Annotated in this window: 12 protein-coding genes; 5 read left to right on the top strand and 7 right to left on the bottom strand. The window is 73.1% G+C overall.

Annotation, left to right across the window (positions count from 1 at the left end):
• Window positions 1-24: 24 nt before the first annotated feature.
• Entirely contained in the window at window positions 25-3,462 is a 3,438-nt protein-coding gene (locus ACIA6B_RS29935; RefSeq protein WP_396778477.1) for an NACHT domain-containing protein, read from the bottom strand.
• Window positions 3,463-3,611: 149 nt separating this feature from the next.
• On the opposite strand from ACIA6B_RS29935, the gene ACIA6B_RS29930 reads away from it, so the two are divergent.
• Together ACIA6B_RS29930 and ACIA6B_RS29925 are read left to right on the top strand one after the other, a co-directional pair.
• Entirely contained in the window at window positions 3,612-4,028 is a 417-nt protein-coding gene (locus ACIA6B_RS29930; protein ID WP_396778475.1) for a hypothetical protein, read from the top strand.
• 7 nt (window positions 4,029-4,035) lie between these two features.
• A complete protein-coding gene (locus ACIA6B_RS29925; protein ID WP_396778473.1) occupies window positions 4,036-5,079 on the top strand; it encodes a polyprenyl synthetase family protein in 1,044 nt (347 codons plus the stop codon).
• 19 nt (window positions 5,080-5,098) lie between these two features.
• Here ACIA6B_RS29925 and ACIA6B_RS29920 read toward each other — a convergent pair whose 3' ends face one another.
• Window positions 5,099-5,521, bottom strand: a complete 423-nt coding sequence (locus tag ACIA6B_RS29920) for a cold-shock protein (protein ID WP_396778471.1) — start codon at window positions 5,519-5,521, stop codon at window positions 5,099-5,101.
• 326 nt (window positions 5,522-5,847) lie between these two features.
• Between ACIA6B_RS29920 and ACIA6B_RS29915 the strand changes: the two genes are divergently transcribed.
• Window positions 5,848-7,140 carry a GAF domain-containing protein gene (locus ACIA6B_RS29915; RefSeq protein WP_396778469.1) on the top strand — a complete coding sequence of 431 codons (1,293 nt, stop codon included), beginning with the start codon at window positions 5,848-5,850 and terminating at the stop codon, window positions 7,138-7,140.
• A gap of 57 nt (window positions 7,141-7,197) precedes the next feature.
• Here ACIA6B_RS29915 and ACIA6B_RS29910 read toward each other — a convergent pair whose 3' ends face one another.
• Entirely contained in the window at window positions 7,198-7,404 is a 207-nt protein-coding gene (locus ACIA6B_RS29910; protein WP_396778467.1) for a hypothetical protein, read from the bottom strand.
• A 415-nt stretch (window positions 7,405-7,819) separates the two neighbouring features.
• On the opposite strand from ACIA6B_RS29910, the gene ACIA6B_RS29905 reads away from it, so the two are divergent.
• Complete coding sequence (locus ACIA6B_RS29905; protein ID WP_396778465.1) at window positions 7,820-9,814, top strand: acyl-CoA dehydrogenase; 1,995 nt, start codon at window positions 7,820-7,822, stop codon at window positions 9,812-9,814.
• A 14-nt stretch (window positions 9,815-9,828) separates the two neighbouring features.
• Here ACIA6B_RS29905 and ACIA6B_RS29900 read toward each other — a convergent pair whose 3' ends face one another.
• Window positions 9,829-10,677 (bottom strand): hypothetical protein, encoded by an 849-nt coding sequence (locus ACIA6B_RS29900; RefSeq protein ID WP_396778463.1) that lies wholly within the window; start codon window positions 10,675-10,677, stop codon window positions 9,829-9,831.
• 164 nt (window positions 10,678-10,841) lie between these two features.
• On the opposite strand from ACIA6B_RS29900, the gene ACIA6B_RS29895 reads away from it, so the two are divergent.
• Window positions 10,842-11,291, top strand: coding sequence for an OsmC family protein (locus tag ACIA6B_RS29895; protein WP_396778461.1), 450 nt, complete (start codon window positions 10,842-10,844; stop codon window positions 11,289-11,291).
• 123 nt (window positions 11,292-11,414) lie between these two features.
• Here ACIA6B_RS29895 and ACIA6B_RS29890 read toward each other — a convergent pair whose 3' ends face one another.
• The 3 genes from ACIA6B_RS29890 to ACIA6B_RS29880 all read right to left on the bottom strand — a co-directional run bounded on the left by ACIA6B_RS29890 (window position 11,415) and on the right by ACIA6B_RS29880 (window position 16,300).
• Window positions 11,415-12,302: a hypothetical protein gene (locus ACIA6B_RS29890; protein WP_396778459.1), complete on the bottom strand. Its 888-nt coding sequence runs from the start codon at window positions 12,300-12,302 to the stop codon at window positions 11,415-11,417.
• 13 nt (window positions 12,303-12,315) lie between these two features.
• Window positions 12,316-13,875 (bottom strand): SulP family inorganic anion transporter, encoded by a 1,560-nt coding sequence (locus ACIA6B_RS29885; protein ID WP_396778457.1) that lies wholly within the window; start codon window positions 13,873-13,875, stop codon window positions 12,316-12,318.
• A 469-nt stretch (window positions 13,876-14,344) separates the two neighbouring features.
• Window positions 14,345-16,300: a GTP-binding protein gene (locus tag ACIA6B_RS29880; protein WP_396778455.1), complete on the bottom strand. Its 1,956-nt coding sequence runs from the start codon at window positions 16,298-16,300 to the stop codon at window positions 14,345-14,347.
• Window positions 16,301-16,325: the final 25 nt, after the last annotated feature.

Here is a 16,325-nt window from a genome sequence, read left to right as displayed (position 1 = left end):
GGTTTGGCGGGCGACCGGCTCCCCTCACGTCGGCGTGTCGTCCGCTTCGGCGTGTTCCGGATCCGGTGGCGGACCGGTCGGCGGGTCATCGGCCGCCGCCCCGGGCCGGCGCGGGGTGAGCGCACCGGCGCGGGCGTGGTTGGCCAGGTCGAAGGTCATGGCGTCCACCACCGACGGGACGATCGCCGGCCAGACGTCGGCGGCGGAGGCGAGGGCGGCGTACTTCTCCACGATCTCGAACGACAGCGACGAGGCCCACCGGGAGTTCGCCAGCACGCACGTCTTGAACTGCTTCCAGCCGGCGTCCCGGCCCCGCGGGGAGCCGGTCAGGGCCAGCAGTTTCAGCGCGCCGCCGACGCGCAGGAAGTCCAGCGACGACGGGAACTTCTCCCCGTACCAGTGATCGAGTTGGGGTAGGACGTGCAGCAGCTCCGGGCGGGCCACGACCAGCGGAACCGCGCGCACCGCGGCGGTGCGCGCGGCCGTCACCTCGCGCGCCGCCGGGGAGCGCGGGGTGGTCGCCGCGCCGGTGAGGTCACGCAGCTCCGCCAGCGTGAGGTAGGCACCGTGGGCGAGCAGGTATTCCACCAGCGCCAGAGCGGTGGGGCCGGTCAGACCGTTCACCGTGCGGACGTGCTCCAGCAGGCCCCGTGCGCCGCCGGGCGACGGCGGCGCGTACAGGCGGTGCGCGACGACGTCGGAATAGAGCTGCGCCGACGTGCGCGCGGCGGTGGGCACGTGCAGGCCGCGCCAGAGCGCGACACCGACGTACGCGACGTCGACCGCGTCCGGATCGAACAGCAACTGTGCCTCGTAGACGTCGCGGCCCATCGGGAGCAGGTCGTCCTGCCGCAGCCGGAGGACACACTGCCCGTCGGTGACGACCGGCTCGATGGTCCGCAGGACGCCGAACCAGGCGCCCTCGCCGAGACCGGCCTGGATCAGCCGGACGGTCGACTGCCACCAGGCGAGGGGGTGATCCTGGTCGGGCGCCAACTCGTCGATCCGGATCGACTGGTCCGGCAGGAGCAGCAGCCGCAGCACGATCAGGTTGGTGAGATAGGCGGCCAGCCGCTGGAACCCGCTGCGGGCCCCGGGGTTGTAGCCGACCTCGCGCCCGCCGGCCCGGTGGCGGTGCGCCTCGCTCAGCAAATTCTCCAGGACCAGGCCGCCGTTCACGCGCTCCCGCGGGTCGAAGGTGTCGAAGATCTGCCGGACGAACTCGACGGTCTTCTCGCTCGCGGCCATCGGACGGTGCGCCAACAGCGAATAGAGGATCTCGTCGTCGTTCCACGACGCCTCCGGCCGGAGCCGGCCGGCGCGGTAGCTCTCGTATGATTCGATCAGCTCCCGGATGCGGTCGACGGCGTGGTGTGCCATCAGGTATTCCGCGAAGGTGGCGTGGAGGAACTCGTAGGTCTTCCGCCGGTGGTCCACCTCGCCCGTCTCCGAGGTGTGGATGAAGAAGAATCGTCCGATCGTCCGCCGGGCGGCGGTCAGCGGACGGACGAACCGGCCCGCCTCCCGGCCGGCCCGCTCGCCGCGCGGGTCGAGCAGCCCGAGGTCTTCCTGGAGCTGGTCCTCGGTGACGAACTGCTGCCCCCGGTTGAACATGCCGTAGGCGGCCACCCCGAGACGCCACAGCTCGGCCTGGACCAGGCCCTCGGCGGGGGGCTCGGTGTAGCGGTCGTGCGACCTGTCCTTGCGCAGTTCCCGCCGGGTGAAGTCGACGAGCAACCGGTGGTAGACGGTGGTTTCGCTGGCCGCCATGGCGAACCGACCCGACGTGGCGGCCTGGATGGCGATCATCAGGAGCAGCAGGGGCTGCCGGGCCAGCTCGCCGGCCTCCAGGACGGCGTCCACGCTGAGGCGGGCGGCATCCGCTGCCGACCTGGACGCGTTCACCCGGTTCCAGGCGTCGAGCCACGCGCTGATCTGCGGTTCGGTGAAGTCCTCGATCCGGATGACCATGCAGCCGGGCGGGATGTTCGCGATGTCCGCCACGACCTGCCGGGAGGTGAGGATGACCGCGACCGGGGCGTCCTGGGTGGCTTCGACGCGCTGGAACTCCTGCACCTGGCTCAGGTAGCCCGATTCGGTGGTGCCGGTGGCCTGCATCAGCTCGTCCAGCCCGTCCAGCAGGACGACCCTGGTGGCGCCGCCGGCGCCGCCGGCCCCGGTGTTGCCGATCTTCGACCAGAGGGCGCGGGCGTGGGTGCTCTCGTCGAGGATCTGCTGGATCTGCTGGTAGATCGATGCGCCCGGGTCGCGGATGCGCCGCAGCGGAACGAGGAAGGCCGGGAAGGCGGTGGCCGAGAGTCGGGCGGTGAGGACACGGGTGAGCAACGACTTGCCGGCGCCGGGATGCCCGAGCACCACCAACGGCCGCTGCGTGCACTCGGCGGACGCGAGATACGCCGCGAGGAAGGTGTCCAGGTCGGACCGCACCCGACGGGTCGACCACCACTGCTCGCTCGACGGATGTGAGGAGGAGTCGACCAGGGCACAGCGGAACCGGGGGGCGACGTAGCCCTCGCGAATGGTCGGGATCGCCACCTCGGCGACACCCATGAGTTCGCTCGCGCTGATGAGCGGCTGGTCGAGAATGGACTCGTTGAGCTTGCGGAGGGCCGTGGTGTCCGGGTCGCGACCACCCGTGCCGGAGATGAGGGACAGTAGCGCCTCGACCTTGTGCAACGAGTGCGCCTGGCTGCGCAGCGCGGTGACGATCTCCCGGTTGGCCGCCCGGACGGCCAGGCTCGCCCCGCGTTGCTCCCCCAGCAGCGCCCAGACCAGGAACTCCGGCACGTCCGTCGCGAGCCGGAAGTAGTTCTCCTCGTACCGGCCGAGGGCGGTCCGCAGGATCGCGTTCACGTCCGGGCGGGGGTACGCCGTCCAGGCCCGCTCCCAGACCGCGAGTTTGCCGAAGGAACGCAGGCAGCGGCTGATCGCGTCGCGCAGGTAGGGCTCGACGCTGTCGGCGAGGTTCTCGTCGAAGGTGCGCCCCGCCCAGGGGACCTCGATCGCCGTGTCGAGCAGGACGGCGACGGCGTCGCCGTACCGCTGCGCGTCGTGCTTGTCCCGGAAGAGGTGCTTCTTCTCCTCGTCGGTCAGTTCGAGGCTGCGGTAGGCCGACCCGAGGTGGGTCTGGAGCGCGTGGAACAGCGCCTCCCCGACCAGGACGGTGTGCGCGGCGGCGACGAGTTGGCGGCGTTCGTGGCCGGACGCCCCGGCGAGGCGGTCACGGCACCAGGTGACGCCGCCGGTCAGCAGCTTGACGAACTCGCTCTTCTGGTCCACCCAGCCCCACACCGCCGTGAGGACCGCGCTCCCCATCGGCAGGCCCGCCACCCCCGAGGCGAGGATCATGCCGCCGAGCAGTTTGTCGAGGCGGGTCAGGAGGACCGGCTCGTGGGCTCCGATCAACTTGAGCGCGGAGCGGTACGTCAGCGGCAGTCTCATCGAGTCCCCTGTGGATGGTCCAAAGGCCGAGAGCATACGGGAACCGCGCGACCGCGCGGGGTGATCGCGCAGTCGAGTCTCCGTACCGACAGTCACCATTCGGACACATTCGTGGCGTGCCGCCCTTGGCGCGGTGGCAGACTCCCCCCATGGCGAATGGCGAGCGTGAGCGCGCGGACGAGCGCTTCGAGAAGGTGGCCGAGGAGACCTCGGAGACCGTGACCCACGCGGCCACGGTGCTGGAGGAGGAACTCGCGGCGGGGCTGGCCGGCGCCCGGCGGCTCGAGGAGAAGCTGACCGAGAGCCGCCGGGTCGACCCGGAGGCGTTCGACGAACTCGTCGCGCGGGTCCGCACCGACGGGCACGCGCTGATCGACACCGTGGTCGGGCAACTGACGATGACCGGCGACCAACGCGGCGAGGTGATCCGCCGCTACACCTCGGACGCGCACGACGCGCTCGACACCGTACTCAATCTCGCGCGGCTGGCGCCCGACGTGGCCAACGGGCTCGCGGACCGGCTGTCGTCACCGGGTCCGGCCGGCCCGACCCGGACGGACCGGTAGCGGCGCGGTGGCGCCGACCACGGGGGTGGCCGGCGGGCACGTGGACCGCATGCTGGCCCGCTACCGCGGGCTCGCCCTCGACGCGCTGCTCGACGACCTGCCCGACGGCGGGCCGCGGTACCTCTACGACCTGGTCGCGGAGTATCCCCGGCGCTGGGGCAAGGGACTGCGCGCCGCGCTGTGCCTGGCGACGTGCCGGGCGTTCGGCGGCGCCGAGCCGGTGGGGCTCAACGCCGCGGTGACCGTGGAGTTGTTCCACAACGCGTTCCTGATCCACGACGACATCCAGGACGCCAGCGAGCAGCGACGCGGCGGGCCGACCCTGCACGCCGAGTACGGCGTCGGCGTGGCGCTCAACGTCGGCAACATGACGAACCTGCTGGCGTTGCGGCGGCTCGCCGCGAACCGGGCGGCGCTCGGCTCGGGGATCGCGTGGCGGCTGTTCACCGAGACCGAGCTGATGCTGCGCCACTCACTGGAGGGGCAGGCCATCGAGGTCGGCTGGATCCGCGACAACGTGTGCGACCTGGACGCCGACGACTACTACCGGATGTGCCTGAAGAAGACGTCCTGGTACACCTGCATCTATCCGTGCCGGGCCGGCGTCCTGGTCGCCACCGGGCGGGAGAACGCGGTCGACGTCCTGGACCGGTACGGCTGGTACCTGGGCGCCGCGTTCCAGATCCAGGACGACGCGCTCAACCTCACCGGCGACTACGCCCGGTACGGCAAGGAGATCGCCGGCGACCTGTGGGAGGGCAAGCGGACGCTCATCCTCATCGACTTCCTGCGCCGGTGCACGCCCGACGAACGCGAGCGGGCGCTGCGCTTCCTGGGCCGGACCCGGGCGACGCGCACCGCGTCGGAGGTGCGCTGGCTGCACGGGCGGCTGCTCGCGTACGACTGCGTGGAGTCGGCCCGGCGCAGCGCCCGGGAACTGGCCGCGGCGGCCCGACGCGAGGGGGAACGGGCCCTCGGCGCCGCGGCCGACACCGAGGACGGTCGTTTCCTGCTCGACCTGACCGCCTACGTCGTGGAGCGCAACCGCTGATCGGCGGGCGCCGGGACGGTCAGTCCTCCACCCAGCCGTGCTGACGCCCCAGCGCGATCAGCGCACGCCGGGCCTGGACGATCTGCCCGCCGGTCATGGTGGGCGCGTTCGCCAGCAGCAGCTCGGTGACCGACGCCTCGAACTGGCCGACCGTCAGGACGTCGAACTCGTCGTCCTCCATCGGCGCCGACCCGACGCCGGCCGGCACGGCGGACGTCGCGCCGTGCAGCGACACCGGCGGCTGGTCCAGCGTCACCCGCGCGACCTTCAGACCCCGCTCGGACTGCACGACCTCATAGCTCACCTTCATGCCGACCGCCACGGAGTGCCGCTGGTCGCCGAAGTCGTTCGCGTGCACGAAGACGTCGTCACCGCCGCGCACCGGCGCGATGAACCCGTAACCCCGAACGTCGTCGAACCGGACGATAGTGCCCTTTTCCATACCCACCAACCCCGCCACCCGAACCAACCAACAAGACCACGGGTCAGGATAGCGGAGAAACGGTCAGGCCGGGGGGCGCGCGTCGCGCCCGGGCGCGCCGACCGTCGACGCGGGACGCCCGCGCACCGGTGACGGCGCGGTTCAGCCGTGCCGGCGGCCCGGACGGTTCACGTTGATCCGTTAGGCTCGGCGGCACGATCGGCGTCTCGGCCGATCCGCCCGCCGCCGCCCGGCTGAACGGGCGTCGCGACCTCGCGCGGACCACGAGACGGAACTCCGGACTTCCGGACCGGTGACCACGACTCGGCAGAGAGGCAGACCGCACCATGACGGCGGTGGAGGGCCAACAGCCCGGTGCTGCGGACGCCACAGTGGCCGGGCCGGGCGCGGAGGAGGACGTACGCTCGCTGTTCGGGCAGTCCACCGCGGTCTTCGCGTCGCTCGCCGGGCCGACCCACGTGGTGAGGAGCGCGAACGAGGCGTTCCTCGCCGCCATCGGCGAGCACCGGGCGGGCACCGGGATGCCGCTCGCGGAGCTGCTGCCCGAGCTGGCCGGTCAGGGTTTCATCGCCCTGCTGGACCAGGTCTACCGCACCGGCGAGCCCTACACCGGGCGCGACGTCCGGGTGGTGCTGGGCACCGGAGCGCACGCGCGGGAGGCGTTCTTCGACTTCACCTACGAGCCGCGGCGGGACGCCTCCGGCGCGGTCGTCGGCATCCGGGTGATCGGCCTGGAGACCACCCAGGTGAAGCACGCCCAGCGGCTGATGGCCGAGCACCGGGCGCTGGTCGAGCAGATCGCGCGCCAGGCGCCGCTGGCCGAGGTGCTCGACGGGATGGCCCGCTGCATCGAGCAGCTCGCGCCGGAGGAGCTGCTGGTCTCCGTGCTGCTCGCCGATCCCGACGGCCAGCACCTGCGCCACGGCGCGGCGCCGAGCCTGCCCGACTTCTACAACCAGGCCATCGACGGCATCGCCACCGGCGAAGGCGTCGGCTCCTGCGGCACCGCCGCGCACCGGCGGGAACCGGTCGTGGTCACCGACATCGCCACCGACCCGTTCTGGACCGACTTCCGCCCCCTCGCGGAGCGGGCCGGGCTGGGCGCCTGCTGGTCGACGCCGATCCTCGGGCGCGACGGCGGCCTGTTGGGCACGTTCGCCGTGTACCACCGCACCCCGCGCGTCCCCCAGGACGCGGACCTCGCGCTCGCCCGGGTCTTCACCGGCACCGCGGCGCTGGCCATCGAACGACACCACATCGAGCAGGCCGAGGCGGCCGCCGACGCACGCGCCAGAGCCGCCCACGACGAGCTGGCCCGGGTGGTACGCGCGGAGCGGGAGCTGCGCGCCGAGGCCGAGCAGCGCGCCGCCGCCGCCGCGGAACTCACCGCCCGGGTGCGTGCCGCAGCCGCCACGCTGGCCGCCACGCCGCACCCCGAGCAGTGTCAGCTCGGCGGCACCGGCGGGTGCCCGGCGGCGGCCGAGACCAAGATCGCCGACTCGTGGGGCGACTCCGCGTGGGGCTGCCCCATCCACGTGGAGGAGGCGATCCTGAACGTGCGCTCGGTCTTCATCGCCAGTGAGGAGCTCGGCGGCCTGGCCGCCTACCTCAACCGCTGACCCGCCGCCGGACGGTGTCGACGTGACGGTGCCCGCCCCCGGCGCGCGATCGGCGCGTCAGCCGCCCTCGGGCGACTCGACGTGCTCGCCGGTGACCGCCTCCGCCTCCGCCAGGCAGATCTCCGGCAGCGGCACGTCGTCGTAGTTGCTGAGGACCCCTCCGACCCATCCGGTGTCCGGGTAGACGGTCCAGTTCGCACCGACGCCGCCGGCTCCGCCGCCGCGCCCGAACACCCACTGGCCGCCGATGATCGAGACCGGCATCGTGTACCCGTCGAACGAGGTGGGCGCCGGACCGGGCTGCCTGGCCCCGGCGAACAGGTCGGCCCAGGGGCGGTCGAGCAGCGTGCCGTCGCGCAGCGCCTCGGCGAACCGGACCAGGTCCGGCGCGCTGGGCGGGGCCGGCGCCCAGCAGCGGGGTGCCGGCCGTCACGCCGACCGCGGCCAGCCCGCCCCACCCGAGCAGCCGCCTCCGGTCGACACCGCGTACGGGATCCGATTCCATGATCACGCTCCGTTTCCTCGGTCCTGGCGTGTGGTTCCGTGCCTCCACTCAAGGGGGAGCGCTGTTGCGCGGGCGTATGCCTTTTTCGATATGCCGGTCGAACCGGTCGCCGTGACGGCTCTCACCACGTCACCGCGGCTGATCAGCGGCGTTCTCCGGGTAGGAGAGGTGGGTATGACGTCGGCATCCGAGGTAGCCATGAGCAACGAGACCGGCCCGGTCGACCCGGCCCGCCTGCGGGCCGTGCTCGACGGCCCGTGGGCCCGGGTCCGCGACGCGCACCGCGAGCACCTCGACGGGCGTTTCCTCCCGGTGTACGGCGAGACCGGTGACCAGGCACGCGAGCGGATCAGCCGGCTGCTCCGCGAACTCCCGGTCGGGCTGGGGATCGGCGGGGGCTTCCCCACCGAGTACGGCGGCGACGCCGACGTCGGCGCCTCGATCGTCGCCATCGAGATGCTGGCCCAGGTCGACCTGTCGCTGATGGTGAAGGCGGGCGTGCAGTGGGGCCTGTTCGGCGGCGCGGTCGCGGCCCTCGGCACCCGGCGCCACCACGACGCCTACCTGCGCGACATCATCGCCGGCGAGGTCTTCGGCTGTTTCGCGATGACGGAGACCGGCCACGGCTCGGACGTCCAGCACCTGCGCACCACCTGCGTGTACGACCCGCGGACGCAGACGTTCGACCTGCACACCCCGCACGAGGCGGCGCGCAAGGACTACATCGGCAACGCGGCCCGCGACGGCCGGCTGGCGGTGGTCTTCGCCCAACTGATCATCGAGGGGCGGCGGCACGGCGTGCACGCCTGGCTGGTCCCGATCCGCGACGCGCACGGCAACCCGCTGCCCGGGGTGACCATCGGCGACGCCGGGCCGAAGGCCGGCCTGCTCGGCGTGGACAACGGACGCCTCAGCTTCGACCACGTGAGCGTGCCGCGCGACATGCTGCTGGACCGCTACGCCCAGGTCGCGGCGGACGGCACCTACGCCAGCCCGATCGAGAACGACTCCCGGCGCTTCTTCACCATGCTCGGCACCCTGGTCCGCGGCCGGGTGAGCGTCGGCGGCGCCGCCTCGGCGGCCACCAAGGCGGCGCTGACCATCGCGGTGCGCTACGGCGACATCCGCCGCCAATTCGGCGCCCCCGACGCCGACCGTGAGGTGCTGCTCAACGACTACCTGGCCCACCAGCGCAAGTTGCTGCCCGCGCTGGCCACCACGTACGCGCTGACCTTCGCCCAGACCGCGCTGGTGACCGCGCTCAGCGAGGTGCAGGGCGGCGACGGACCGGTCGACGAGCACCGGCAACGGGAGCTGGAGTCCCGGGCCGCCGGTCTCAAGGCCGCGCAGACCTGGCACGCGACCCGCACCATCCAGATGTGCCGGGAGGCGTGCGGCGGCGCCGGCTACCTGGCCGAGAACCGGCTGCCCAGCCTCAAGGCCGACACCGACGTCTTCACCACGTTCGAGGGCGACAACACGGTGCTGCTGCAGTTGGTGGCCAAGGGGCTGCTCACCGGCCACCGCGACGAGTTCGGCTCGTTGGACGGCTGGGGACGCGCCTCCTTCGTCGCCGACCAGATCCGCGACATGGTGCTCGAACGCACCGCCGCGCGGGCGCTCATCGAGCGGCTGACCAGCGCCGTGCCCGGCCGCGACGACGAGGTCGCGGTCACCGACCGCGGCTGGCAGCTCACGGTCTTCGAGGACCGCGAGCGGCACCGCCTCGACGGCGCGGTCCGCCGGCTGCGCAACGGCGCCGCCACGAAGAAGGACCGCCCCTTCGACATCTTCAACGACGTGCAGGACCACCTCCTCGCCGTGGCCGCGGCGCACGTCGACCGGGTGACGCTCGAGGCGTTCGTCGCCGGCATCGACGCCACCACCGACCCGGCCGTACGGGCGTTGCTCTCCCGGGTCTGCGACCTCTACGCGCTCAGCGTCGTCGAGGCCGACAAGGGCTGGCTGCTGGAGCACGGCCGGCTCACCCCGGCCCGCGCCAAGGCGATCACGGCGGTGGTGAACGGTCTGCTGAAGGAGCTGCGCCCACACCTGCGGACGCTGGTGGACGGCTTCGCCATCCCGGACGCCTGGCTGCACTGCGCCGTCCTGCGCGAGGAACCCGACCGGCAGGAGACCATGGCCGTCCACGACGCCGCCACCACCTGACGCGCCCGCGCCGCCTACCGACTCATCGCGTAGCTGACGGCCCAGACGATGGCGAGGGAGACCACCGCGACCACCGCGGCCCACAGCGCACACCCCATGCCGTACCTGCGGTCGTCGAGGAGTTTCCGTTCGGTCTCCGCGGGTTCCCGGCTCACCGCGAGGTAGCGACCGGTTCTCGGCAGCGTGAGCGCGGCGACCCCGCTGTCGAGGATCAGCGGCCGGCCGATCACGTGCAGCGGAAGGCCCGGGGGCACGACCTGCTCGACCACCCACACCCGTTCCACCCGCCGCGCCGCGTCCGCCGGGACCAGCCCGCGGTCGATGAGGTCCTGGAGCCACCGGCCGTGGCGGCGAGGACTGGTGGTCTCCTCGCCGACGACGGTCCGTACCGGCGTGGGACCGGCGTGCGCCACCGGCAGCCGCGTCCGCGCCCACGCCGACAGTCGCGGGTCGTTGGTGGCCGCCTGGAGGAGCCGCGCCGACACCGCGGCGGTGCCGGTGCCGTCGGCCACCCCGAACGGGTCCCCCGCGGACTGCTCCCACAGCACTTCCGTGCTGGTGAGCGGCGGGTCACCGGAACTGTCGACCGTGTACACCATGGTGTGGAACCACACCGCCTCGACGCCGGACAGCGGCGCGACCACCAGCCCGGCGGGTCCCGGCGCGGTCTCGCCGTAGACGGCCATCCGCCCGGGCAGTCGGGTCCCCGGGCGCAGCGCGGCACACGGGGAGACCGGATGCCGGCGGACCCAACGGTGCTGGCGACCCTCCGACACCGCCAGGGCCAGCAACACCGGCGCCAGAACCAGCATGGCGTATCCGAGGACTCCCAGGATGGCGACGACAACCGTCAGGAAGGTCACGCGGCCAGGGTAGACATCGACCGCCACCGCCGTGTCGCGCCGGGGGTGGGGGCCAACCCCCGGTCCGACAACGGGTGCCAACGTCCTCGTCCCGGCCCTCCGCCGGGTTTCCGGACGTCACGTTCGTGCGCTGACGGCGCCGGCCGCCGGGTAGGTTCGCGGGCATGAGTGACGACACCTTCCGCTCGGTGGAGATCGAGCGCACCGCCCTCGGCACCTACACCGTGCGCAACCCCCGTGGTGGATCGATCTCCATCGGCTCCGGCCAGAACGACACGTTCACGCCGGTGGAACTGCTGCTGGCCGCCATCGGCGGGTGCACCGCCGTCGACGTCGACCACATCACCAGCCGCCGCGCCGAGCCGGACCGGTTCACCGTCGAGGTCACCGGCGAGAAGATCCGCGACGAGGCCGGCGGCAACCGGATGCGCGACCTGCGGGTGGAGTTCACCGTGACCTTCCCGGAGGGCGCGGACGGCGACCGGGCGCGCGAGGCGCTGCCCCGGTCACTGCGTCAGTCGCACGACCGGCTCTGCACCGTCTCCCGTACCGTCCAGCTCGGCACGCCCGTCACGATCGTCGATGTCGCCGGGACGGGCGCGGCCGGGGAGTGACCGGGCCGGCCCCGGTCGTCATCGGGTGTCACGGCGGCGACCCGGCTCGCGACGCGCCCCCGCCGGTCGAGGCCATCGGTCACCGCGAGTGACGTGGCCGGACCGACCGTCCGGTTACCGGCCTCAGCGCCGCGCGCCACCCGGTCGGCCCCGGCCGGCCCCGGAGGACCGGGGACCGCCGCGCGCGGCGCGCACCACCGGGGCCGCGCCCGCGCCGGGGCGGAAGTCCCGCGCGACGCCGGCCACCATCTCGTCGGGATCGCGACCGAGCGCCCGACGGATGTCTGCCGGGATCAGCTCCGACCTCGCCATCGCCATCCGCACCTGCACGGCGCGATCGTCGAGCAGGGGTCGCAGGTCCGCCTCGTCCAACTCCACGGCGAGCACCAGCGCGGCGCGGACGTCCGCCACCGGGTCCTGCGCGAGCGCGCGGCGCTGGGTCGCGGTGGTCCGCGGGTTCCGGGCCAGCCCCTTGCGCACGCGTGCGGTGCGGTCGGCCATCAGGGCCGTGATCGTGTCGGGGTCGTGGGTGTGGGTGGCGAGTCGTTCCCGTACCTCGGGTGAGACGTCGTCGACCAGCCGCGCGGCCAGCTCGGGCTCCAGCTCGCGGCGCTCCGCGAGGAGACCGCGCAGCTCCTTGTCGGGGGCGTCCGCCATCGCCCGGCGGACCGACTCGTCGCAGGCCGGATTGCCGGCGACCGCCCAGCGGACCCAACGGTCGGTGTCCTTCACGAGTCGCAGGAGGTTGCCCACCGAGGTCGAGGGGTTCCGTGCCACCGCCTCCCGGACGTGCCGGTCGTGGTCGCGGGCCAGCGGTCGCAGGGCCTGGGCCGGCGCGTCGGGGCGGGTCGCGACCGCCTTGCGGACGGCGGCGGACGGGTCGGACGCCAGGTCGATGAGGGTCATCTGGGAGGTGGCCGGGTCCTGCGCGAGGGCGAGCCGTGCGTCGACACCCGCCCCGGTCGCGTCCTTGACGCCGTGGTGTCCGCCTACGTCCCGCTGCTCGCTCATGGGCGTCATCATGTCACGGCCCGGTTTCCGCTCCGCGCGCCCTGACCAGCGCCTCGACGACGCCGGCGCCGGTGGAGTCCCGGTGGTCGGGCGGGCCGTCCGGGGTCCCGTCCGCGGCGGCGACCCGCACCAGGACGCCCGCGCTACGGTTGTGCGTCTCGATCCAGGTGGTCAGCGCCGCCCGGCAGGCGAGGTCGACGTGCCGCAGACCGCCCAGGTCGAGGTGTACGGGCCGGCTGGTCGGCAGGGCGTTGAGCGCGGTGAGGATCGTGGGCAGTCGCAGGAAGGTGGCGTTGCCGGTGAGCGTGACGTCGATCGGGCCGGTCCCCCCGTCGGCCACCGCCACCCGTACGTGGGAGGTCTCCCAGGCGGTCTTGACGATGGCCAGGCCGAGGCCGACGAGCACCCCGACGAACAGGTCGGTCAGGAGGATGACGAGTGCGGTCGCGAGCAGCACCAGCGCCTCCCCCCGGTGCCCGCGCCACAGCTCCGGCATCGACCGCACCGGCAGCAGTTTCGTCCCGGCGTGGATGAGCACGGCGGCCAGGGCGGGCAACGGGATCAGCTCGATCAGGCCGGGTGCGGCGGCGGCGAACAGCAGCAGCCACACCCCGTGCAGGACACGGGACGCCTTGGTTCGCGCGCCGGCCCGTACGTTGGCGGAGCTACGCACGATGACCGCGGTCATCGGCAGCGCGCCGAGCATCCCGCAGACCGCGTTGCCGGCGCCCTGCGCCACCAGCTCCTTGTCGAAGTCGGTACGCGGTCCGTGGTGGAGCCGGTCCACCGCCGCGGCGCTGAACAGGCTCTCCGCCGACGCGATCAGGGTGAACGTGGCGACGCTGGCCAGCACGCTCAGCTCCGTCAGCATGGTCCAGTGCCCGAGCGACGGCTGCACGGCCGGGAGCAGCCCCTCCACCGTGATCGTCGCCACCGGCAGACGCAGGACGCCGGCCGTCGCGGCGGCCACCATGACCGCGACAAGCGCGCCGGGCACCTTTCGCAGCCGGTCCGGCAGCCGGTCCCAGGAGAGCATGACCAGGAGCGTGACCACGCCGACGGCCAGTGACGTCCGCACCGTGGCGGAACCGAGGATGTCGCTCCACAGCGCGGGCAGGCCGGTGAACTTCCCGACCCCGGACCGGGGCGCCTCCCGGCCGGACAGCACGTAGAGCTGGCCGACGACGAGCAGCAGGCCGATGCCGGCGAGCATGCCCTGCACCACGGCCACGGAGATGGCTCGGAACCAGCGGCCGAGTCGGAGGAACCCCAGGATCACCTGGATCAGGCCGGCGACCAGGACGACCGTGCCGAGGCCACCGAGACCGTGCCGGCTCACCGCGTCGGCGACCAGCACGGTCAGGCCGGCGGCGGGGCCGCTGACCTGCATGCTGCTGCCGGGCAGGCAGCCGACGACGAGCCCGCCGACGATGCCGGTGACCAGGCCCAGTTCGGCGGGTACGCCGGAGGCGACGGCGATGCCCACGCAGAGCGGGAGCGCGACGAGGAAGACGACGACGGAGGCGGACAGGTCGGCGCCCATGGTGCGCCAGGACAGGATCGGAGACGGCATCGTTCACATCCGGAGAGAGTGGACGGGCAACTGGTGGTCCCCGGGACGCAGGGCGGCGGAACGGCGTCACCGGCGGGTACGGACCGCCGTTCGGCCGCCCCCGCAGAAACAACGTTGCGCCGATGACGAATACGCCGGAGGCGGCGCGACAGCGCGCCAAAAAAGAAATTCACTCGCCTCCGTCGGGCGGGGTCGGGCGGGCCATCAACCCGGGTCGACGATTCATGGGTCCATGCGGCTCGTTCTCCTCCCGTCGTCGCGTCGGCGCTGGTGAGGGCCGGTGCCGGCGCGACGACAGAACGATCAGAAAACCGCCTTCGGCCTTTCCACGACGCCCCCTCCGGCAACCCCGGACAATATATCGAGATAAATATTATTCGCACAGCACGCAGCCGCTCGAATCACCATTCAGGACCCGACCCGAGCGCGTCGGACCCGAGGGGAACGCGGCACGTCACCTGCCCGGGGGCTACCGGGGCACGGCACGGAACCACTCGTCCCGGACGGCCGGGTCGGGTCCACGCCGGGGCAACCCCGGTGGCTCCGTACCGGTGACCGGCGCGTAGTGGTCGAAGGTGGTGGTCGGCACCGCCTCGCCACCGGTGAGGTCGGGAAGGGCCGCCACGACCTGCGGCACCCGCGCCGTCGGCAGGGTGCCGCTCACCTCGAGGTACCCGCCGGTGACGGCGGTGTCGTGGACGATCGCGCCGAGCCGACCGAGCAGCGCCAGCACCGTCTCCACCGCCTGCTGCGGAAGGTTGACGTCGAAGCGCTCGATCGGCTGGCACACCCGGGTGCCGGCCCGGCGCAGCGCCGCGGCGACCACCACCGGGGCGAGGTTGCGGAAGTCCGCCGCCACCGTCGAGATGGACTTGTCGAACTTCTGGTGCGGCCGGCTCTGCCGCGGCCAGTACCGGGACGCCGTCATGGTGACCGTGCAGTCGGTGACCGGCCAGCCGTGCCGACCCTGCCGCAGCCCGGCCCGCACGCCCTCCTCCGTGGCGGCGACGAACGCCGGTGGAAGCCGGCCGGGCTCGACGCCGGGGCGGAACTCGACGCCGTGCCCCACCGGCGCGGCGTCGATGCGCAACCCCAACCCGGCCAGGTACGGGTTGCCACGCTCCCGCACCCGCTCCTCGGCGGCGCCGGTGCCGACGACCCGTTCGATGCAGGCCGTCAGCGTGCCGGAGAACCGCACCCGGACGCCGTACCGGTCCGCCATGAGCGCGGCCAGCACCTCCTTCTGGACCTCGCCGTGCAGGCGGATCACCGCCTCCGCCTGCTGCTCGTCGAGGCGCAGGTCCACCAACGGGTCCTCGTCGGCCAGCTCGGCCAGGCCGGCGAACATCGCCAGGCGCTGGGCCTGGTCGACCGGCTCGACGACCGCCTGCCGGGTCGGTGGCGGGAACCGGTAGGCGTGCCGCCGCGGCGGGTCCCCGATGTGCTGGCCGATCCGGGCCGACAGGCCGCGCACCGCGGCGATCTGCCCGGCGGACACCGAGGGGCGCACCAGGACACCGTCGGGCTCGGTGACGGCGATCTGGGTGACCGTCTGCGGTGACGCCCCGGCGAGCCGCACCCGGTCCCGGACCCGGAGCTGCCCGGACCACAACCGCAGCCAGGTCCGCCGGCCCTGACCGTCCCGGTCGACGGCGAAGACCGTGCCCGCCGGCGGGCCGTCCCGCTGCTCGTCGCGCGGCAGCAGGTCGGCCACCAGGCGGCACAACTGCCGTACCCCGGCTCCGGTGATCGCCGAGCCGCACGTCAACGGGCTGAGCCCGCCCCGGCGCACCGCGTTCCGGATCGCGCGCCGGACGTCGCGGACGCGTACCGGCTCGTCCGTCAGCCAGCGCGCCGCCACCGCGTCGTCGACCTCCGCCACGGCCGCCACCACCGGTTCGGCGTCGAGGCCCACGGCCCGCACCCGGGCGTCGCGCGTGCCCTGGTCGGCGACAGCGGTGAGCGTGACCGGGCACGCGCCGAGCCGCTGGCGCACCTGGGCCGTCACCCGGTCGACGTCGGCGCCGCGACGGTCCACCTTGTTGAGGAAGAACACCGTCGGCACGCCGATACGCCGCAGCGCCCGCCAGATGGCGACGGTCTGCGGCTGGACCCCCTCCACGCTCGACACCACGAGCACGGCGGCGTCCAGGACGGCGAGCGAGCGCTCGACCTCCGCGATGAAGTCGGGGTGACCGGGGGTGTCCACCAGGTTGACGCTCAGATCGCCGATCGCGATCGAGGTGACCGCCGCCCGGATGGTGATGCCGCGTCGGCGCTCCAACTCCATCGAGTCGGTCCGCGTCGTGCCGGCGTCGACACTGCCCGGGCGGGAGACCGCACCGGCCTCGTAGAGCAGGCGTTCGGTCAGGCTGGTCTTTCCGGCGTCAACATGGGCGACGATTCCGAGGTTCAACAAGGCCACGGCAGAACTCCACGGTAGGACGGTC

The sequence above is a fragment of the Micromonospora sp. NPDC051141 genome (assembly GCF_044455765.1).
GTDB lineage: Bacteria > Actinomycetota > Actinomycetes > Mycobacteriales > Micromonosporaceae > Micromonospora.
Note: the sequence above shows the minus strand (reverse complement) of the source record. Positions and strands in the feature narration are given on the sequence as shown.